At 64.1% G+C, this 20580-nt stretch carries 13 protein-coding genes; 7 read left to right on the forward strand and 6 right to left on the reverse strand.

Going from position 1 to position 20580, the window contains the following annotated elements; all coding sequences use genetic code 11:
- Positions 1–2873: 2873 nt before the first annotated feature.
- From trxA to AC5RUU_RS05250, 5 genes are all read right to left on the reverse strand, one after another.
- Positions 2874–3200 carry a thioredoxin gene (gene trxA / locus AC5RUU_RS05230; RefSeq protein WP_138137210.1) on the reverse strand — a complete coding sequence of 109 codons (327 nt, stop codon included), beginning with the start codon at positions 3198–3200 and terminating at the stop codon, positions 2874–2876.
- A 35-nt stretch (positions 3201–3235) separates the two neighbouring features.
- Positions 3236–4192, reverse strand: a complete 957-nt coding sequence (trxB, locus tag AC5RUU_RS05235; protein WP_493974153.1) for a thioredoxin-disulfide reductase — start codon at positions 4190–4192, stop codon at positions 3236–3238.
- Between the two features lie 281 nt (positions 4193–4473).
- Positions 4474–6069 (reverse strand): discoidin domain-containing protein, encoded by a 1596-nt coding sequence (locus AC5RUU_RS05240; protein WP_493974154.1) that lies wholly within the window; start codon positions 6067–6069, stop codon positions 4474–4476.
- Positions 6070–6235: 166 nt separating this feature from the next.
- A complete protein-coding gene (gene murJ / locus AC5RUU_RS05245; RefSeq protein WP_493974155.1) occupies positions 6236–8422 on the reverse strand; it encodes a murein biosynthesis integral membrane protein MurJ in 2187 nt (728 codons plus the stop codon).
- Positions 8423–8515: 93 nt separating this feature from the next.
- On the reverse strand, positions 8516–9016 hold the full coding sequence (locus AC5RUU_RS05250) for an NUDIX hydrolase (RefSeq protein WP_009357101.1): 501 nt from the start codon (positions 9014–9016) through the stop codon (positions 8516–8518).
- Between the two features lie 207 nt (positions 9017–9223).
- Between AC5RUU_RS05250 and AC5RUU_RS05255 the strand changes: the two genes are divergently transcribed.
- The 3 genes from AC5RUU_RS05255 to AC5RUU_RS05265 all read left to right on the forward strand — a co-directional run bounded on the left by AC5RUU_RS05255 (position 9224) and on the right by AC5RUU_RS05265 (position 12056).
- Complete coding sequence (locus AC5RUU_RS05255) at positions 9224–10732, forward strand: CCA tRNA nucleotidyltransferase (protein WP_493974156.1); 1509 nt, start codon at positions 9224–9226, stop codon at positions 10730–10732.
- Positions 10729–11313 (forward strand): histidine phosphatase family protein, encoded by a 585-nt coding sequence (locus AC5RUU_RS05260; protein WP_493974157.1) that lies wholly within the window; start codon positions 10729–10731, stop codon positions 11311–11313. Before AC5RUU_RS05255 ends, AC5RUU_RS05260 begins: the two co-directional genes overlap by 4 nt.
- A gap of 608 nt (positions 11314–11921) precedes the next feature.
- Positions 11922–12056 (forward strand): hypothetical protein, encoded by a 135-nt coding sequence (locus AC5RUU_RS05265; RefSeq protein ID WP_493974158.1) that lies wholly within the window; start codon positions 11922–11924, stop codon positions 12054–12056.
- A gap of 33 nt (positions 12057–12089) precedes the next feature.
- Here the strand turns inward: AC5RUU_RS05265 and AC5RUU_RS05270 are convergent, their stop codons facing one another.
- The gene (locus AC5RUU_RS05270; protein ID WP_493974159.1) at positions 12090–13607 is read right to left on the reverse strand and encodes a glycosyltransferase family 39 protein; all 1518 of its coding nucleotides are present in this window, start codon (positions 13605–13607) and stop codon (positions 12090–12092) included.
- Between the two features lie 176 nt (positions 13608–13783).
- Here AC5RUU_RS05270 and AC5RUU_RS05275 point away from each other — a divergent pair, with 176 nt between their 5' ends.
- The 4 genes from AC5RUU_RS05275 to AC5RUU_RS05290 all read left to right on the forward strand — a co-directional run bounded on the left by AC5RUU_RS05275 (position 13784) and on the right by AC5RUU_RS05290 (position 20517).
- On the forward strand, positions 13784–15244 hold the full coding sequence (locus AC5RUU_RS05275) for a glycosyltransferase family 87 protein (RefSeq protein ID WP_493974160.1): 1461 nt from the start codon (positions 13784–13786) through the stop codon (positions 15242–15244).
- Complete coding sequence (locus tag AC5RUU_RS05280; RefSeq protein WP_493974161.1) at positions 15237–16694, forward strand: phytoene desaturase family protein; 1458 nt, start codon at positions 15237–15239, stop codon at positions 16692–16694. Before AC5RUU_RS05275 ends, AC5RUU_RS05280 begins: the two co-directional genes overlap by 8 nt.
- A gap of 63 nt (positions 16695–16757) precedes the next feature.
- The gene (locus AC5RUU_RS05285) at positions 16758–18746 is read left to right on the forward strand and encodes a penicillin-binding transpeptidase domain-containing protein (RefSeq protein ID WP_493974162.1); all 1989 of its coding nucleotides are present in this window, start codon (positions 16758–16760) and stop codon (positions 18744–18746) included.
- An 88-nt stretch (positions 18747–18834) separates the two neighbouring features.
- The gene (locus tag AC5RUU_RS05290) at positions 18835–20517 is read left to right on the forward strand and encodes an ABC-F family ATP-binding cassette domain-containing protein (protein ID WP_493974163.1); all 1683 of its coding nucleotides are present in this window, start codon (positions 18835–18837) and stop codon (positions 20515–20517) included.
- Positions 20518–20580 lie beyond the last annotated feature (63 nt).

Genomic DNA, 20580 nt, shown 5'->3' on the forward strand with positions numbered 1-20580 from the left:
ACGATGTACGGAGCGCTACGGGGCTAGCGGCGGAGGACATGGACGGGCAGGTGGACCAATGCCCCATCGTGCACTGTACCTCGTAGTTGATCCGGGAAGTAAACCCAGCCGATTAGGGGCAGTAGCGGCGGCCGATCTGTCGGTACCTTCCTGATCCATGATGGCCAGCGCGATGACAGACGTACCGGAACCACCGTCAGCGACATACTTCTACCCGCTCCTACGATTGGTGCAGCTCCCCCTGCCGACGACGGTCTACTAGGACACGCCCACACCGTACCCATTTCCAGTACCGCCTTTCTAAGATGCGAGCGACCACCTGACCGAGCAACGGAGCCACCGCCCAGCTGGATATCAAGGCCGCTGTTCCATGCGTCGGGTAGGGAGGCATGGCAACGGAGGATCATATGGTTGGGGCAATTCGGATCCAAGCTGGTCACAGCTGTGACGGATTCAGTCCACGACGCAGGTAGCAGACCGTGGATACACCTGTGGATATCGTGGTGGATAACTTTGTGGATAACCCCGGGTAGGAGCCGATCAGATAGGGAGAGCTGGGGACAATTTTGCTCCCTGTGATGGGAGCATCCCCATCGCACACGTTCATCATGCGACCGGCCGTGAGAACCTTCCGTTTCACGTGAAACGATGCAGGCCCTTTTGATGGCAAAAGAGCGCGCTTCATGGGGCGCTTACACCCTAATAGAGTTGATACCGGGCGTGTTGCCAGGCGTGGAACGGGCAACGGACAGCATAAAGCGAAAGGTCCGATGGCAGTGTTGTGTCCCGGAGGGCACCCAACTTCGCGCCGGTAAGCGCGTCTCCCCCTGGCCGGGCCTAGGCAGCGGATCCTTTGCTTGGAACCGACTGTGGATAACCTTGTGCATAGCGGCGAACCGGGCTGTGGATAAGCTTGTGGATTACTCAAAGGTGATCGGCCTTACTCGACGTGATTACCCCCGCTCTAGTGCTTGCGGCAGCTGCAACGAGCGTCGACGCGGGGCTTTCTGCCGGCGACTTCCGCTCTTGGTGCGTTGCTGGAAGTGGCTGCCGACTGGCAGGTGTAGCTGTACATCCATCTGGTTGGCTGTGCCTTCCTACCTCCGCTCTTCCTGCATGCCAAGATGAAGGGGGCCTTGCGGAGGGTGCGAGCAGAAGAGCCCGATCGTATAAGAACATTCGTGGGAGGTGGACGGCTTGTTGGGGTGCGACGCCTTTTCCGGGGCACTGCCTAGGTTCTATGGTCGTGGGTTGCTAGATCCGCATCTTCATGCGGACCCTTGGAGCGGATACTTTTAACGACAGTGAGGCTAGCATTCTCAGAGCGAGCTATTAGTTCCCTGTTCTGTGATTGAGTGTGCTCCAGCGTGTAAGGGTACGACGCATTCGACCCCCCAATCCGCGGTGCCCGACCTGGACTTCGAGCGGTTGCTGGCTCTCACGGACAAACTCAACTGCAGCTACCAGCTATGTTTCACGTGAAACGGGATTCGGAAGTCACTCATCCTGCCTGTCGCTAATGGTGCCGACGGACAGGACCCCGGTACTTGATGATGAGGGCATAAGCTCGCCCGATTGGTGCCACCGTATGCTTGAGCTGTTCGCAAGCTGCTCGCCCGAACTAGCGGCCGTGTGGGGAGGACTGTCATGCGGTCTGCGTAGCTCTACAGCCACCCGACGCCGATGCGCCAAACCTTGAAGCCAGCGCAAGCGTCCGTGCCCAATCAGTAGTTCAAAAGTGCCGCCTATAGGCTCGGTTTTGCAGACCCAGGCGAGCACTCCTGGGCTGCGCATATTGCCAAATGCAAGATCCGTAACCGGTGCGGGACCTTCGTAGGCCTTTGTCGTTCCCCTAAGACACCAACTCCGCGATGTGCCGCCGTGGGCGAGTTGTTAGGCATCCGACATATCTGGTCAGCCAGGCTGTGCAGAGTCGCCGGAGCACTGGCAGCAAAAGCCAGTCGGATCTATAACCGTCGGGGGTCAAGCTGAGATAGTGACTTGAGGGGTGGGTATTGCTTCCGTGGCAGGGACGGGCCGGGAGTGTTGCAGGAGCCCTTGGGCTGACCAAAGCGCATAACCAGCAAAATTGCCGACCCGAGCGTCGCCGCCCTGCACGGTGCATCTGCACGTGCAGTGACGAGTGTCACCGCGTGCGGTTCGGCGGGACCTCTGCGCGTTTCACGTGAAACGTGGTGGTCGAACAGGAAGTGGGCAGCTTCTGGTGGCCATATCCTCTGGTGTAATGACCAGGGCCAATCATGGCGTTGCCCGGAGTACGCAAGGTGCCTAGTGCCCATAACATCGGACCGACTCCGCAGCCTCCGCAGGCATGTCAGGCGGTATTCCCCGCTAGAAGTCCCGTGCAATCTGAATTGAGTTTGTCGAGTGGTAATGGCGCGGATAGTTCCAGCGCGCAGGTGCAACAGGGCCTTTTCAACCGCCGGTTCGCTACTCCTTTTGTACTCACCGGGCCTTAATGGGGAGGCGTACGGGGATGGGCCTGCCAAATGGGCAGGGCGCGCGTAATCGACAACCTACCGTTCCGCAGTGGCAATTGGTTCTGCGGTATCGGTATAGGCGGCTGCTTCTGCTGTCGCGACCATGCCAGGGACCAACAGCAGTGGCCGGCTAAATGTAGGAGCCGGGTGCAAAGGACGACCGGGTTTCGTGTCTCGCGCGGGTGCCATCATTCCTTCGCTCATTCCGTTTCACGTGAAACAGGACGACAGAACCTCGTGATCCGCGACGACTGGCAAGGCCGATCGCAAAAATGCCCAGCCCTTCTTGACATATGCGGCCCAAACAAAAGTGGCCACCACCTAAAGGTGGTGACCACTTGTTCCTCCAACGGACGAACCAGGAGTAGCTTCCTAGGACAGTACGTCCGAGAATTCCTTTTCGAAGAATTGCTTTGGCTTGGCACCGATGACAGTGCTCTTCACCTCACCACCCTGGAAGAGGTAAACGGCGGGGATGGAAGTAATGCCGTATTCGGCTGCTATGGAGGGGTTGTCGTCGACGTTGACCTTGACGACATCAACCTTCTCGCTGTACTCCACGGAAATTTCGTCCAGAATCGGACCGAGCTTCCGGCACGGTCCGCACCACTCTGCCCAGAAATCCACGATTACCGGCTTTTCAGAGGACAGGACGTCTGTCCCAAAGCTTGCGTCAGTTACGTCTTTTGCATTGCTCATAACGTTCTCTTTCTCCTCGGTTCCTAAGTTGCTGATTATGCGGGCAGGTCTGCCAGGTAGTGCTCAACGTCGATAGCAGCCACACACCCTGAGCCCGATGCCGTGATGGCCTGTCGGTAGGTGGGGTCAATAACGTCGCCGGCAGCGAAGACACCCGGAATGCTTGTCTTGGAGCTCCGTCCCTCTACAGCGATGGTTCCCTCTGGAGTCAATGCCAGGATATCCTTCACGAGGTCCGTCCTGGGATCGTTGCCGATGGCGACGAACACACCAGTGACTGCAAGGTCCGACTCACTTCCGTCGAGGAGATTCTTCAACCTGAGGCCGGTGACTTTGTCCTCACCTAGGACGTCCTCCACCGTGCTGTTCCAGATGAAGTTGATCTTCTCGTGGGCCAGGGCCCGGTCCGCCATGATTTTCGACGCCTTCAGTGAATCGCGGCGGTGGACCACCGAGACCGACTTTGCGAACTTGGTCAGGAACAGGGCCTCCTCCATTGCAGAGTCGCCGCCACCGATTACGGCGATGTCCTGGTCCTTGAAAAAGAAACCGTCACAGGTTGCACACCAGCTCACGCCGTGGCCGGAGAGCCGCTTCTCGTTTGGCAGACCCAGCTCGCGGTAGGCGGAGCCAGTGGACAGGATGACAGCCTTCGCCTGGAAGGTCTCCCCCGTCCCGATGGTCACGGTTTTGACGGGTCCCTCGAGATCCAACGCCGTGACATCCTCAAACTGGATCTCCGTGCCAAAACGCGCGGCCTGCTTTTCGAAGTTCTCCATCAAGTCCGGTCCCATGATGCCGTCGGGGAAGCCCGGGTAGTTCTCAACGTCGGTGGTGTTCATTAGTTCACCACCGGCAGTTACTGAGCCGGCAAGCAGCAAGGGCTTGAGGTTGGCGCGGGCCGTGTAGACGGCTGCCGTGTAACCAGCCGGACCGGAGCCGACAATGATCACATCACGCACTTGGGACGCGGTGTTTTCTGCGATGGTCACTGAACGGTGAACCTCTTCCTTACTTGACGCGCCTCCTTGTGGAGGCCGGCCACATGGCACAACTGCTACTGAATGCTGAATATTCCGGCGCTGGATGTGGGAGGACCGACGGTACGGCAACGCGGTCCCGCCCGGGCGCTCTTCCCAGATTACCGTCCTCCCGCGGGCTGCCTTAACCCGGTGCGGCGTCAGGTGTCACATTCTCCCGTCCTGGACCCACAAAGCAGCGGCCCTTTCCCCCGTTGTGGGAAAGGGCCGCATGTCGTGAAGATTGCCCGAGGTTATTGGACCTTGATCTCCGCAAGGCGGATGCCATAGCCATAACGGGTCTTCGGCGCCGCGAGCCTGGGGAGGGAATTGACGGAAACGATGACGTACTGGGCCTTGACGGGCTCGGCCAACGGCATGTTGAGGTCCGTCGAGGTGAAGCTGTTGGTCCCTACCGCCTTGGCTCCGTCCAGGGAGGGCCGGTCGTTGGTGTAGACGGTGATGTTGCCCCCAGATCCACCGAGCTGGGAGAGGGTGATGGAGGATACCGTTGCCGGGCTCTCCAACTTCACCACCAGCGGGACACCCTGTGGAGCCAGGCCGCCCCAGTTCTCGGTGGCAAATTCCATGTCGGACCAGTAGCTGGCGGCGTTTCCGTCGTAGGCCTTCACCAGGTCGCGGTCGAACGCCCCGGCAAAGTCGAAGTCCCCCTGGCGGGAAACGCTTTCGATGGCCGGAGGGGCAGTTGGCGGAGCCGAGCTGGGCGCCTGGGTGGGGGCGGAAGAACCTTCGGGTGCACTGGTCGTCGCCGGGGCAGGATTGTTAGCCTGCGGCTGGGAAAAGAGGCTGCCCAGGTTTGTCACCGCGAAGATGAGGCCCGCGATGAGCACTACGGCCAGGAGGCCGCCCACCAGCCATCGCATGGAACGGGGCTCACGGTCAGGCTGGTTCCGGTCGCCGTCGTAGTCCCCGGGGTCGGCAAAGGCTACACCTGCGGCTGCGGGCGCTCCCGCCCGGGCGAACATGCCTGACTTCTTGTTGACCGGCTGGGGCTCATCCTCAGGCTCCGGATCGTGGTCGTATGGACCCTGCCGGTCTGCCTGGGCGTAGTCGTCCTCCGACCACAACGAAACTTTGGGCTTGCCGGCGCCGGCGTCCCTGGCTGCAGTGCCCGAAGCGGCGCTGCCGGCAGCTGGAGCGGAACCGTCGGCGGCACCCTGCACCGGGTGGGCAGCGGTAGCCTCCGGATCAGCACTGCTTGCAACGGCTTTGCCGGCTGCAGCACCCGCTCCGGTGGCGGCACCCATGGCGGCGGCCCCACCGGCGGCGGCAGCACCGCCTACGGCAGGAGCCCCGCTGCGGCCGGCCCCGGGTGCCGCCGCGGGACGGACAGCAGGCTTAGGCGGCACAACAGGTGCGGTCCGGTAGGGGTTCACCTGGCTCGCGTGGGTTTCCCCGTAGTTGATGTAGCCGGCGTCGACGTGGTCTTCCTCGTCATACGGCTCCGGCTCGTGGGACCGGGGCTGGCCAAAGATCTCGCTCCCCAGCGTATCCGTGAAAAACGGCTCCACGTACGGCGGATTCGAAGCCACCACAAGATCCAGCAGATCTGCAGCGGATGTGTGGTTGGTAATAAGGTAGGTCGCGGCGTCACTGACGCCGAGGTCCAGTACCTGGACGCTGCCCGGCCGTTCACCGGTGGCTACTTCGCGGGCGCTCTGGGCAACCTGCTCCGTGTTCTGCGGACCTGCAACAAGGATGCTGACCGGCCGGTTGAGGACCTGGTCCACACCGTCCAGCACCAGATCGTGGTCGTGCGAGGCCAATACAGTGGCTGTGACCTTGTAGCGGCCGCCCAGTACTGATCCGACATCGATCGGGTTGGACACGTGTTCCTCCTAGACTGTCCGGGGTTGCCGGCATGGATGATGCAACCCCCGTTCAGGGACCTGCCGCGCGGCTTGCCCCTGAATGCAACTCCCCCTGTACCTTTCCGATCCTAGCGGATTGCGTCCGGCGCGCCGCTGACTCAGGGGCTGGGGAACGGCAGGGCAATCACTTTTTACGCCGGCGCCGCTGCTTGAAGTGCGGGTTCTCGCCGGCCTTCCCCTGGAAGGTGCGGCGGCCGGGCAGCGGGATCTCTTCTCGGAGCAGACCTCCCCGCGCAGTGCCGGGCTGGTCCTCGCCGGGCAGGTAACCGCCGTCGGATGTTCCCTTGCCGCCGTCGTAAGGCCCGCCGTCGTAAGTACCCGCCCGGCGCGCCGTACGGTCCGGCTCGGGACCTGCGCGGAAGGAGACCGCGTCAAACTCACCGGAAATCCGGGGAATGAGGCCGGTGTCAACGGACGTGGTGGCGCGTGCCGGACGGTGCATGCCGGCGTCAGCAGAGCCACCTTCCACAGTCGGTGTCCCCTCCGGAGAGGACGACGGCGGTGTCCCGCCCGCCGCCGCAGGTGCAGCGGGGCCGCCGCGTCCCAGGCGGCCAAGCAGCGGACGGAGCAGGTCGCGCAGTTCCGCCACGCGGAACAGCTTGAGCAGGAAGAAGTAGGCCACCAGCATGACCGGGCCCACCACCACGACCGTTATCAGGGCGGTCAGGCGGTCCTGCCAGGCGAAGCCGTCCGGGCTGTAACTTCCCATCAGCCACAGGGCACCCGCGCCGGCAATCGCTGAACCCAGGGCCGCGTAACCCATGCGGATATAGGAGTTGGCGATCCGCGGTCCGTCCAGATGACCCAGCAGCCGGCGCAGGAAGTAGGCGCTGATCACCACGGAGAGGATGTTTCCCACCATGTACAGGACCGCGATGGCGTAGATGATCTGGTTGACCGGCAGGAACTGGATGGCGAACGCGCCGGCCACGTAGACCACCGCCAGCAGCAGCTGGACATAGAACGGCGTGCGCGCGTCCTCGTTGGCGTAGAACACCCGTGACATCATGAAGTTCGCGCTCATGAACGGCGTGCTGAGGGCAAGGATGGTGAGCGTCTGCGCCAGCATCACGCCATCCTGGCGTGAGCCGCCGGAGAAGAACATGCCCAGCGGTCCGGCCAGCGCGAACAGGGCCAGCGCGCCAAAGACGGTGGCCACCGCCATGGTGCGAAGCCCGTGCGAAAGCGCGTCCCGCAGCTCATCCCGGTTACCGTCCTGCGATGCCCGGGTCATCCGGTTGAACAGCACTGTGGCGAGTGAGAGCGCAATGATGGAGTGCGGCAGCAGGTACAGCTGGCTGGCAACCTCAAGGACCGCGTTGCCCGGCAGCATATCCGCGGCGGGATCCCCCGCCTCCTCCAGACGGATGCGCTCGGCTCCGGGAATGGTGGCAATACGCATGACATAAAGGAACGCGAGCTGCCCGACGGCGGCCGTCAGGAGCGTCCACACGCTCAGCTTGGCCGCCTTGCCCAGGCCGACGCCCCGCCAGCCGAACCGCGGGCGGAGTCCGAGCCGCAGCCGGAAAACCGGGATCAGGAGGATCGCCGTCTGGGATACGACCCCGATCGTGGAGAAGCCGGCCACGAACAGCGTCTGTGTGTCACCCCAGTTGGCCAGGCTGTGCGGATTCACCTCGTTGCTGCCAAAGATCCAGATAAACATCCCCAGGCCCGCGATGGCCACCAGGTTGTTGAGGATGGGTGCCCACATGGCCGGGCCGAACGCTCCGTTGGCATTGAGGACCTGGGTAAGGAGGGCATAGAGGCCGTAGAAGAAGATCTGTGGCAGGCACCAGAAGGCGAACGTGACTGCCAGCGCCTTTTGCTGCGGGGAATAGCCCTGGGTGGTCAGGTCGATGACCCACGGGGCCGCCAGCGTGACCATGGCCGTGAGGCCCAGCAGGAGCAGGACAGCAAGCGTCAGCAGCCTGCTGATGTAATCCGCTCCCCTGTCCGGCGCCTTGCTGGCTTTGATGATTTGCGGCACGAGCACGGCGTTGAACACGCCGCCGGCCACCAGAAGGAAGATCAGGTTGGGGAGGTTGTTTGCGTTGATGAACGTGTCGTTGACCGTGGAGCCAAGCCCCAGGGCCGTGCCGAGCATCCAGGTCTTGCCGAATCCCAAGAAGCGCGAAACCAGCGTCCCCGCGGCCATGATGGCGCTGGAACGGGTTTCACTGGCGCCCGTGGCGGCCTGCGAAGTGTCCGCCGCGGCCAGTTCCGGGCCGCCCGCTTCCGGGGGCACGCCTTTGGGAACCGTATCGCCGGGGCGGCCGGCATTATCGGAAGGAGAGTTGGTAGCTGACATCGAGTTCATCGTCTCACCCGCGGGGGCTTATCGCCGCAACGCCGGGACGGTAAGTGCGTTGAGCACTGCCAGGGAGGGGTGCAGTGCACGGCCCTACAGGTGCCCGGGCAGGACCTCACGGGCAAGGTCGGCAATGCGCCGTTCATTGGGAAAGGAAAGTTTCCGTGCCAGTTCCTGGATGGGCACCCACGCAACATCCACGGCTTCCTGGTCGGGATCGTTCTCGATGGTCAGTTCGCCGCCCGTGGCCCGCAGGAGATAGTGGTGCACGGTCTTGTGGACCCGGTGGCCGCTCACCGTGAACCAGTAGTCGATGCTGCCCAGTGGAGCCAGGATGCTTCCCTCGATGCCGGTTTCTTCGGCGATTTCCCGGACTGCTGCCTCTTCGTTGTTTTCCTTGCCCTCCGGATGGCCCTTGGGCAGGCACCATTCGAGACGTCCGCCGCGGTTAAGGCGGGCGATAATCGCTACCCTCAACTCGGCGTCGGAAGTGTCCACCACCACGCCGCCGGCCGAAACTTCCTCAACCGTGGGCAGCGAAGCCGGTGCCGAATGCGGGGCAGGGGCAACGTGCGCACCGATCGCCGACGGCAATGGTGCGTTTGTCCTCCTGCCTGGAGCGCTCGGTACTGGATGGGCCATGGAGTCCACTCTAACGACTGTTGCCCGTTCGTGATGACCGGAACATGACACCAACATGGACGGCATATGACGCAGATTCCCGGCGGTAGACGGAATCCTCGGGATCTTGACTCTTTTTTGGCCTGCCGGGCCGCCGGTTTCTGCCAAGCTTAAGTAACTATGGCGCACGCACATCACAAGACTGAATCCCACACCGTCGACTTCAAGGTGGACCCGGTGGTCCTGGAGCTGGGCCAGCGCTTTGTGGACGCCGGGCATGAATTGTCGCTGGTGGGAGGGCCCGTGCGTGACCTGTTCCTGGGGCGGACCTCCCCCGACCTTGACTTCACCACGGATGCCACCCCTGAGCAGACGGTGGCCCTCATCAAGAAGTGGGCCGACAATTATTGGGACATCGGCCGCGCCTTCGGAACCATCGGCTTGCGCAAGGACGGGTTCCAGATTGAAATCACCACGTACCGGGCTGAGGCCTACGACCCCGAGTCGCGCAAGCCCATGGTGGCGTTCGGATCGTCGCTGACCGATGACCTGCTCCGCAGGGATTTCACCATCAACGCCATGGCACTGAAACTGCCGTCCATGGAGCTGGTGGACCCGTTCGGCGGCGTCCGGGACCTGCACGCGTCTGTGCTGGCCACCCCGGGAGCGCCTGAGCTGTCCTTCTCCGATGACCCGCTGAGGATGATGCGGGCCGCCAGGTTCGCCGCGCAGCTGGGCGTGGCAGTGCATGACGACGTCCGCGAGGCCATGGCCAGGATGGCCGAGCGCATCACCATCATCTCGGCAGAGCGGGTGCGTGACGAGCTCACCAAGCTCATCTGTGGAGCGCAGCCCCGCGCTGGCGTGGACCTCCTGGTGGACTCGGGCCTTGCCGAGTATGTGCTCCCCGAAGTTTCCGCGCTGCGTCTCGAGTCCGACGAGCACCACCGGCACAAGGACGTCTACCAGCACTCCCTCCAGGTGCTGGAACAGGCAGCGGAGCTGGAAACGGATGCGGACGGGCCCGTGCCCGGCCCCGACTTTGTGCTGCGCTTCGCAGCATTGATGCACGACGTCGGCAAGCCGGCTACGCGGCGCTTCGAACCAGGGGGCGCGGTCAGCTTCCGCCATCACGACATGGTGGGAGCCAAGCTCACCACCAAGCGGATGAAGGCCCTCAGGTTCGACAACGACACCATCAAGGCCGTTGCCCGCCTGGTGGAGCTTCACATGCGCTTCTACGGGTACGGCGACGCCGGCTGGTCCGACTCCGCCGTCCGCCGCTACGTCACCGACGCCGGGCCGCTGCTGGAGCGCCTGCACCGCCTTACGCGGTCCGACGTCACTACCCGGAACCAGCGCAAGGCCGAGCGGCTGGCCTTCGCCTATGACGACCTCGAAGCCCGCATCGTCGCCCTGAAGGAACAGGAATCCCTGGATGCCGTGAGGCCGGACCTGGACGGCGCCCGGATCATGGCGATACTTGGGCTCAAGCCCGGGCCAGTGGTGGGCAGGGCCTACAAATTCCTGCTCAACGAGCGGATGGAACACGGGCCCCTTGCAACAGAGGAAGCGGAAGCCCGGTTGATTCGCTGGTGGAAAGAACAGCCCGAATCGTCACCTGCTTCAGCAGAGCCCGCAGAGTCTCCTGCCGCCGTCGAACCTTCCCCTTCTGAGGAGACCAAATGACATATCCCGCCCTCGCCCCGCGCCCCCAGCTTTGGATCCTGCGCCACGGCGAGACCGAATGGTCCAAGAGCGGCCAGTACACGGGACTTACCGACCTCCCCCTCACGGTCGAAGGTGAGCAGCAGGCCGTGGAAGCCCGGAAGGTGCTCGACGCCGTCGACTTCGACCTGGTGCTCACCTCGCCCCTGCGGCGTGCTCGGCGCACGGCGGAGCTTGCCGGTTTTCCGGACGCACAGCACGAACCACTGGCCGTGGAATGGAACTATGGCGATTACGAGGGCATCAGCTCGGACCTGATCCGCAAGGACAACCCCGACTACCTCATCTGGACGCATGGCGTTCCGAATGGCGAGACGCTGGACGAAGTGGCTGCCAGGGCTGACAAGATCATCGGCAAAGTCCTGGAATCGGGGATGGACAATGTGCTCATCGTGGCGCACGGCCATTTTTCCCGGATCCTGACGGCGCGCTGGCTGGAACTGCCGCCCACTGAGGGCCGTCACTTCATCCTTGGAACGGCGAAGGTCTGCACCTTGGGCTGGGACAAGAAGACGCCTGCAATTGTGCGCTGGGGCCTCTGAATATCCGCTTTTTCGAATTTCTTCTGCCTGTTTTCTTGAATAGGTAGCCAGCGGTCAATTCCTGGTGTACTTTTATTCCTGTCCCCAGAGCAATATGCCGGGGACGGCGCCCCGGCTGCACGCTTTGATTGCGGCAAACAGGAGAAAAGGAGGTTGGGAGAAATGATGACTTTGACTGGCGGACGGAAGACCACCATCAATGCCGGCCCGGCCTCGGCGCATAATGCGCACCTGTTCCGGGGCTATCCGGGCTGCTAGCAGGCGCCTGTTCCGCCGTCTACTGGTTCGACGGCAGGGAAGCCCCGCGTGATATGCAGTGCCCCGCGTGACATGCAGGAGCACCGGTAGGCCCGGCTGTCCGCGGCCGGCTTTGGCTCCGCCGTTCCGCACCTAGTGCCCTGACCTGTCTGCACCCAGCAAGGAAAATCTGTTTCCAGTTGGTTTGTCCGCAGCCTGCCGGGAATTTGTTTGTTCCTGGCTGCCTTCGTCATTGCCGGTGCTTTCTATCGCAGATTGTTGCGGCAATTTCTTTCTAATTACTGCCAGTCGATTTGTTGTGCCCTTTTCAGGGCTCCAGTTGGCACATCGTGCAATGGGAGGTGAGAACTATGATCCGAAAGATCCGGAAACTCCTGTTTCCTGTACAGCGGGCCCGCCGAAAGCAATTCAACAGGAACCTGCTGGAACAGCAGCGGGACGACGTCTTCGTCCTGATGCACCAGCAGATGGGCGGGCTCCGCTGACGGCTCCGTCATGGCACTTCGGCAGCCGGGGCCTCAGGAACAGGCGAAGGAGATGAGGACCATGCGCTGGAAGGCTTGGTTGCGGGTTTCCCGGCATTCTGCCGCGGCAAAGGCTGAAAGGTCGTTGGGGGCACCATTACCGAGCCCGACGAAAAGCACCTCACCACGGCCCGCCAGCTCGCCGGCCGTGACGGGAGCATCCACACCCCACAGGGTTCCTGACTCTGCCGGGGTTTCCTCCAGGGATAGGTCTTCCACGCCGGTAAAGTGCTCCGGATAGGCGAGCACCATATCCCGCAGATACGGCTCGTCGAAGACCACCGCGGCGGGTTGCGGTTCCTGCTGGTCCAGCAGGGCCGCGATCCGCCGTTCGGTATCCGCCGGTTCATTGACCAGGCTCTTGAGCGTTGCTTGCGGGACCAGGCTGCAGCCAATCACGGCGGCCACCACCATGGGCCGCAGCCACCTGTTGCCGGACGGAAGCCTGGTGATGCCCAGGCCCACCAGCAGGGCAAACGCCGGTGCCGTGAAGGTCAGGTACCGGGCCACGTAGACAGGCTGGGCTACGACGCTGACCAGCAGCAGTCCGGCAATTGGCACTGCCACTCCGGCCAGCCCCAGCCCGAGCAATGGACGAAGGCCGGCGTCTCCGCGTGCGGCCCAAAGACCCCAAGCCACCAGGGCGACCTGCACAACACCCAGGAACACCACGAACGCCAGGACCCAGGTGGGAGGCATATTCCCCGTGGGCCGGTCATCGCCGTAGAAATACTGTTTCACGGCGGCGGTCATCAGGTTCTGGGCCAGGGACCGGTTCTGGATCCAGTCCACTTGTGCTTTCTGCCCCAGGGAGTAGACAAGGAACGGCAGCACGCCGGCTCCGGCCACCGCACACGCCGCCAAGGTAGCCACCACGCGGCGCCGCAGGATGGCAGCCGCCGCCGCGTGGGCAGCGACAGCCAAGGCAAAGAACATGAACATCCAGACACCCAGCACCGCGGTGAGGGCGTACAGGACCCAGTCCAGGACGCGGTTGGACTCCCAGGCCCGAAGCAGCAGGAGGGTGAGGGCAACGGCGATCAGTGCGGTGAACGCAGATTGCCGCGCTTCCGTTCCTGCCCACACCATGCGCGGAAGGACCGCCAGCACAAGGCCGGCAGCGAGGCCAAGTGCATCGGACCCCAGCTTTCGCCCGATGACCGCCGTCCCGGCGCAGGCAAAGCCCACTGCCAGAGCTGAGGGCAGCCTCATGGAGACTTCGGAGAAGCCGAAGACGGACGTCCAGAAGTGCATGGTCAGGTAGTAGAGCCCATGGACGGCGTCGACGGACTGTAGAAGCACCATCAGGTCGGCGGGGGACCGGCCGGCGGCGGAGATGGTGGCGATCTCGTCATCCCAGAATGAGGGGAGCCACGAGCCGATGAACGCAGCGCAGAAGCCAAGCAGCCCAATGAGGCCGGGCATGCGCCACCGTTCGGCGGCACCAGCCGGTGCGGGGGCAAGCCCGGTCTCCATCGCGGATGACTGGCCGCGGACCCTCTGGCTTTCCACCTGTAACCTCCTGAAGACCGGCGGATTGAACCGCTGTCTTTCATGTGCGTATGTAAGGACAAATGACGGGCCAACCTTGGCGGCATACCTGCTGCGGTTCCCGGCACACCTTGCGACGATACAGGCCCGCCCGAAATCGGACATCATCCTCCAAGCACCCCGGTAAGCTCGACTGCATGGAGGAGACCCAGCCCCCGGGGCGCCGGGAACGGCCCCGACTGGTGGTTCCCAGCCGCAGCGATGTGCTGCTGCGGAACTTCACCGAGGTGGCCGGCGGTCCGCTGGGACGAAGGTGTGAACCCGGCGTCGTTACACCCGGAATTTTCACCGTGGAGCGGGTCCTGATCCTCCTGACCATCCTGGCGGCGTTAGTTGGAGTCCTGTTCAAGGGCTATTGCCGCGCAAACGGCTGGGAGTCCCCCACCCAGTTCTATGCCACCTGCTATTCGGACTTTCCCGAACTCTTCCGGAACCGCGGCCTGGCGGATGGTGCATTCCCGATAGTTGGCAGCCAGTTCGAATATCCGGTAGTGACAGCCCTGGTTGCGGGGCTGGCAGCCTGGCTGGTTCCGGGAACCGGCGCCTCCGAGGAACGGGTCCTGGCGTATTTCGACATCAATGCAATCCTGCTGGCCGCAGTGGCCATGCTCACGGTCATCGCAACGGCAAGGACGTCAGCCCGCCGGCCTTGGGATGCTGCGATGGTGGCGCTGGCACCCGGCATCATCCTCGCGGGAACCGTGAACTGGGACCTCTTGACCGTGTGCCTGGTAGCGGTGGGTATGTACTTTTTCGCGCGGCAGCGGCTGGCGCCGGCAGGCATCCTGCTCGGACTCGCCACCGCTACCAACCTGTATCCGCTGCTGGTTGTGGCTGCAATCCTGCTGCTCAGCCTGCGCACGGGCCGGTTCCGCCCTCTGCTGGTCACCGGTGGCGCCGCTGCGGCGACCTGGACGGCCGTCAACCTGCCTTTCGCAGCAGCCAATTTCAGCGGATGGGCCTACTATTTCCGGTTCACCGCGGACCGCGACGCCGGTTACAGCTCTCCGTGGTTCGCCTACAACCTGGTGGCGGGGAGGCTGCGCTGGCCGGGTTTGAGTCAGGGGGCAGTGGACCTGCTCTCCCCGGCACTCTTTGTGATGTGTTGTGCTGCGGTGGCCGTCGTCGCGCTGAATGCTCCCCGCCGTCCCCGGCTGGCCCAGCTGGCTTTCCTCCTGGTGGCGGCCGTCATCCTCACCAACAAGGCCTACTCTCCGCAGTTCGTGGTGTGGCTTATCCCGCTCCTTGCGCTGGCGCGGCCGCGGTGGCGGGACTTCCTGGTGTGGCAGGGCGTCGAGGGCCTGCACTGGGCCGCGGTGTGGATGTACCTTGGTCAGGTGACCAGCGCAGGCTCCTCCCAGCACAACCTGGACATGCCGTATTACGTCCTGGCAGTGGCTGCCCATATGCTCGCCGTCGCATACCTGATGGCGCGGGTCACCTGGGATATCTACGACCCCAACTACGATCCCATCCGGCGGCATCACCTTGATGACCCCCATGGCGGTCCCTTCTCCGGTGCACCGGACCGGCTGCGGGTGAGCTTGCGCCGCCCGGCATATCTGCTTCTTCCAGGGAAGGACTCCTCGCATGCCTGATGTAGCGGTGGTAGGTGCTGGTCCCAACGGCCTGGCCGCAGCGGCGGTCATGGCCCGCGCCGGGCTGACCGTGGAGGTTTTCGAGGCCGCTCATTATATCGGCGGCGGGACGCGGACCTCCGAACTGATGCAGCCCGGACACTTCCACGATGTGTGTTCAGCGGTCCACCCCATGGCCCTGGCCTCCCCTTTCTTCCGGGCGTTCGAGCTGGCGCGCCGGGTGAAGCTTGTCAGTCCGGACATCTCCTACGGCTCGCCGCTGGATGGCGGACGGGCGGCCCTGGCGTACCGTTCCCTGGACAGGACCGCAGCGGAGCTGGGCGGGGACGGTGCCGCCTACCGGCGGCTCATGACGCCTTTGGTCAGGAATATCGACGGCGTCATGGACTTCACCCAGAACCAGCTGTACCGAATGCCAAGGGACCCGCTTGCCGCCGTGGTCTTTGGGCTGCGGACCCTGGAACAGGGAACACCGGTGTGGAACACAAGGTTCCATGAAGAGTTCGCTCCCGCCCTGCTCAGCGGCGTTGCCTCCCACGCGATTGCGCATCAGCCATCCCTTGCCGCGTCCGGAGCCGGCCTGATGCTCAGTGCCCTCGGGCATGCGCAGGGGTGGCCCATCCCGATGGGCGGTTCCGCCGCCATCTCGGCAGCCCTTGCTGAAGACCTCCGCGCGCACGGGGGGCTTATCCACACCGATGCACCCGTGGACAGGCTGGAGGACCTCCCGAAGGCGCGCGCTGTCCTGCTGAACGTGTCACCGCGTGGCCTGGTCGGCATGGCGGGTGGGGCGCTGCCGGCCCGGTACCGCTCTTCCCTGGAGTCTTTCCGCTACGGTAACGGCTCCTGCAAAGTGGATTTCATCCTGTCCGGACCCGTTCCCTGGCAGGCTCCCGGCCTTTCGGACGCCGGAACAGTGCACCTGGGCGGCACACGGGAGGAGCTTGCCAGGTCCGAGAACGATGTCAACGCAGGCAGGCATCCGGAAAGGCCGTACGTCCTGGCGGCCCAGCCGTCCCGGTTCGATCCCGGCCGGGCGCCTGAGGGGCGCCATACGCTGTGGACCTACTGCCACGTCCCTGCCAATTCCACGCAGGATATGACGGAGGCTGTCACCGCCCAGCTGGAACGCTTTGCGCCGGGATTCCGCGACCTTGTGGTGCAGTCGAACACGGTCACGGCTGCCGGACTGGCCGACTACAACCGCAACTACATTGGCGGCGACTTCAGCGTGGGCACCATGGACCTGCGCGGCCTGCTGCAGCGACCGGTGGTTTCAAGGGTTCCTTGGCGTACTCCCCTGCCCGGCGTCTATCTGTGTTCCTCCGCTACGCCGCCAGGCCCCGGCGTCACGGGCATGCCGGGCCTGCACGCCGCGACTCATGCCTTGAAAGACATATTCCGGCTGCCGGTCCCCGCCCTGGGGCTGGATGCCGGCGGTGGCAGCTGACCCGGCATTGAGATGGCTGTCACGCGGGAAAACCGGGTGGCAAAACCGGGGCATAATGGCGCGATGGGGAAAAACACAAAAGTGTCGGTTGCGGCCGCATTGCTCATTCTCGGAACGTCACTCGTGGCATGCGACGACGGCCGCAGCGGTGCTGAAGCCGCAGCCTCGCAGCTCGCCACGGCCGTCTCTGGCCTGGACATCAGTACGGTGGCTTTCGAGGGCAAGGATGCCGCTGCCGCCAACGACCAGCTCAAGGCGGTTTTCGCCGCCCTTGATCCCCAAAAACCCGCTGTTCAGGCTGGCGAGCTCACACTCGACGGGGACAACGCGTCGGCACCGCTGAATTACACCTGGGCGTTCGGCGAGGCGCAATGGAAGTACACCGTCTCGGCGAAGTTCAAAAAGTCCGGCGATAAGTGGCTGACGGTCTGGGACCCGGCAACGCTGGTGCCCGGCCTTGCGGATTCCGAGATCCTGAGCAAGGGCGCGCAGTCACCGCAGCGTGCCGACATCCTCGGGGCCGGCGATGTCCCCCTGGTCACTTACCGGGCTGTGGTCAACGTGGGCATCGACAAGCCCCAGCTGGGTCCTGCCGATCCGTCGGATTCTGCCAGCAAGCTCGCCGCCCTGGTGGGAGTCGATCCCGCCGGATACGTGGAACAGGTGAAGGCCGCGGGGGCGGCAGCGTTCGTTCCGGCGATCACGCTGCGTGACGAGGGCCGCACCATCACCAACGAGCAAATCGCCGCCATTCCCGGCGCTCGTGCCATTCCCGCCACCATGCCCCTGGCACCCAGCCGGACCTTTGCCCGGGCCGTCCTCGGCACAGTCGGCGAAGCAACAGCGGAGCAGATCGAGGCATCAGATGGTGCACTGGCTCCCGGTGACGTCACCGGCATCGGCGGCCTGCAGCAGCAGTACGATAAACAGCTCCGGGGAACTGACGCCGTCGTTATCCGCGCCCAGCGGGCAGACCTGACGCGGGAACAGATCCAATCCTCGGCAACGGACCCGCGGCGGGTGCTGTTTGAGGTGGCGCCGACGCCCGGCACACCGCTGAAGACCACCTTGGACCCGGGCCTCCAGACGCTCGCCGAAGATACACTGGCAGACGTGGGTCCCGCGTCTGCCATCGTGGCCCTTCGCCCCTCGACGGGTGCAGTACTGGCTGTCGCTTCCGGGCCCGGCAGCAACGGCTACAACACGGCCATGCTGGGCCAATATGCCCCCGGGTCAATCTTCAAGATGGTTGATTCCCTGGCGATGTTCCGCAACGGCCTCACTCCGGAATCGAAGGTCGAGTGCACGCCGACGCTTACGGTTGATGGCCGGACCTTCAAGAATGCGGAGGGATATCCGGAAGGTTCCCTGGGCTCGGTCACCCTCAGGGACGCGTTCGCCCACTCCTGCAACACCGCGTTCATTGCCGCGCGGGACAAAGTCTCGCAGGGCCAGCTCGAATCCGCTGCCATGGCCATGGGCCTGGCCGTTGAGGCACCCACTCTGGGAGCGGAAGCCTTCCTGGGCTCCGTCCCTGCTGAGGCTGCGGGGACAGAGCATGCCGCATCGATGATCGGCCAGGGCAAGGTACTGCTGTCGCCCCTTGCGGCAGCCATGATGGCGGGATCAGTTGCCAAGGGCGCGCCCGTTTCGCCACAGCTTGTCCTGAATCCCGACGGCGGCGAAACGGCGGCCGGGACCACCAGCGGCTCCACCGCTCCCGCTGCGCAGCCCTCCGCCACGGCTACGGCTGAAGCTCCATCAACTGCCTCTGACCAGCCAATCACCGCCGAAGAAGCCGCGTCGCTCGCGGACATGATGCGCGCCGTCGTCACCAGCGGACACGCAGGGTTCCTGTCCTCGGTTCCCGGGGCCCCCGTGGGCGCTAAAACCGGCACGGCAGAGTTCGGCAATGAGAACCCGCCCAAGACCCATGCCTGGATCGTCGCGGTGCACGGCGACCTTGCCGTGGCCGTCTTCGTGGAGGACGGCGGACTCGGGGCAACCACCTCGGGGCCGCTGCTTAAGGAATTCCTGACTGCCGCCGGCTAGGTTTTGGCCAGGTGTGCGGGCTTCCACCCTGTTGTGGCCTGCATCCCCGGACCAAAACTGCGTGGGGTGGCGTGGGAAGATGGACTGCGTGGCCCATATTGACATTTCCGGTATCGATTATTTCCTCTCCGACGGCACGCAGCTGCTGAATGGGGTCACTTTCAAGGTTCCCGATGGCACGAAAACCGCGCTGATCGGGCCCAACGGGACAGGCAAAACCACGCTGTTCCGGATCATCGCCGGCGACCTCACCCCCGACGAGGGCGTCATTGGACGGTCCGGAAACATGGGAATCATGCGCCAGTTCGTGGGTCAGGTAAGGGACGGCTCCAGTGTGCGTGACCTCCTGGTTTCCGCTGCACCACCAGCCCTGGCTGCGGCGGCCCGCGAGGTGGACGAGGCGGAGCGGGCCATGATGGAGCACGACGACGAACCCACCCAGATGCGGTACGCCCAGGCCATCGTCGATTGGGGTGACGCCGGAGGGTACGACGTCGAAACCGTCTGGGACGAGGTCTGCATGGCCGCGCTGGGACTCCCCTATGACCGCGCGCAGCACCGGCCGGCGTCGAGCCTTTCCGGCGGCGAGCAGAAACGCCTGGTCCTCGAAGCGCTTTTCGCCGGCCCGGACGAGCTGCTGCTGCTGGACGAACCGGACAACTACCTGGACGTGCCCGGCAAACGCTGGCTTGAGGAGAAGCTCAATGAGTCCAGGAAAACCGTGTTCTTCATCAGTCACGACCGTGAACTGCTGAACAACGCAGCGGGACGTATCGTGACGCTGGAGCCGGGCATCAACGGGGCCGGGGCCTGGGTCCACGGCGGCGGATTCGCGTCGTACGTGGAAGCGCGTGCGGACCGCAACGCCCGGTTTGAGGAACTGCGCAAACGCTGGGACGAGGAGCACATCAAGCTCAAGGAACTCGTCAACATGTACAAGAACAAGGCCGCCTTCCGCTCGGACATGGCCAACCGGTACCACGCGGCCCAGACCCGCCTGGCTAAGTTCCTCGAGTCGGGGCCGCCGGAGGCACTGCCCATCGAGCAGAACGTGCAGATGCGGCTCAAGGGCGGCCGGACGGCCAAGCGGGCCATCGTGGCGGAGCGGTTGGAACTGACCGGGCTGATGAAGCCGTTCTCCACGGAAGTGTGGTTCGGCGACCGGGTAGGAGTCCTGGGGTCCAACGGGTCAGGCAAGTCTCACTTCCTTCGGCTGCTGGCCACCGGTGGAACCGATCCGGAGCGGGAGCACCTGCCGGTGTCGGACGTGGAGATCGCGGAGGTGCCGCACGAAGGAACGGTGAAACTCGGGGCCCGCATCCGTCCCGGCTTCTTCGCGCAAACCCACGTGCGGCCCGACCTTATGGGCAAGACGCTGCTGGACATCCTGCACCGGGGAGACGAGCACCGCTCGGGGCTGGGCCGCGAGGCCGCTGCCGGCGCGCTGGACGGTTATGGTCTGGCCGGACAGTCAGAGCAGAAGTACGAGTCCCTCTCCGGCGGGCAGCAGGCGCGGTTCCAGATCCTGCTGCTCCAGCTCAGCGGCGCCACGCTGCTGCTGCTGGACGAGCCCACGGACAACCTGGACCTGCACTCCGCGGAAGCCTTGGAACGGGCCATAGACCACTTCGAGGGGACCGTCCTGGCCGTCACGCATGACCGCTGGTTCGCGCGCACCTTCGACCGGTTCCTCGTGTTCGGCTCGGACGGCAAGGTGTACGAATCGGCCGAGCCGGTCTGGGACGAAAAACGCGTTGAACGTGCCCGCTGACCTGAAATGCCCGCCCCTCCCGTGGTTGGAGCTAGCGCCGCGGAGCGCGCGCAACTCGATAAA

The sequence above is a fragment of the Arthrobacter sp. K4-10C genome (genome assembly GCF_059090085.1).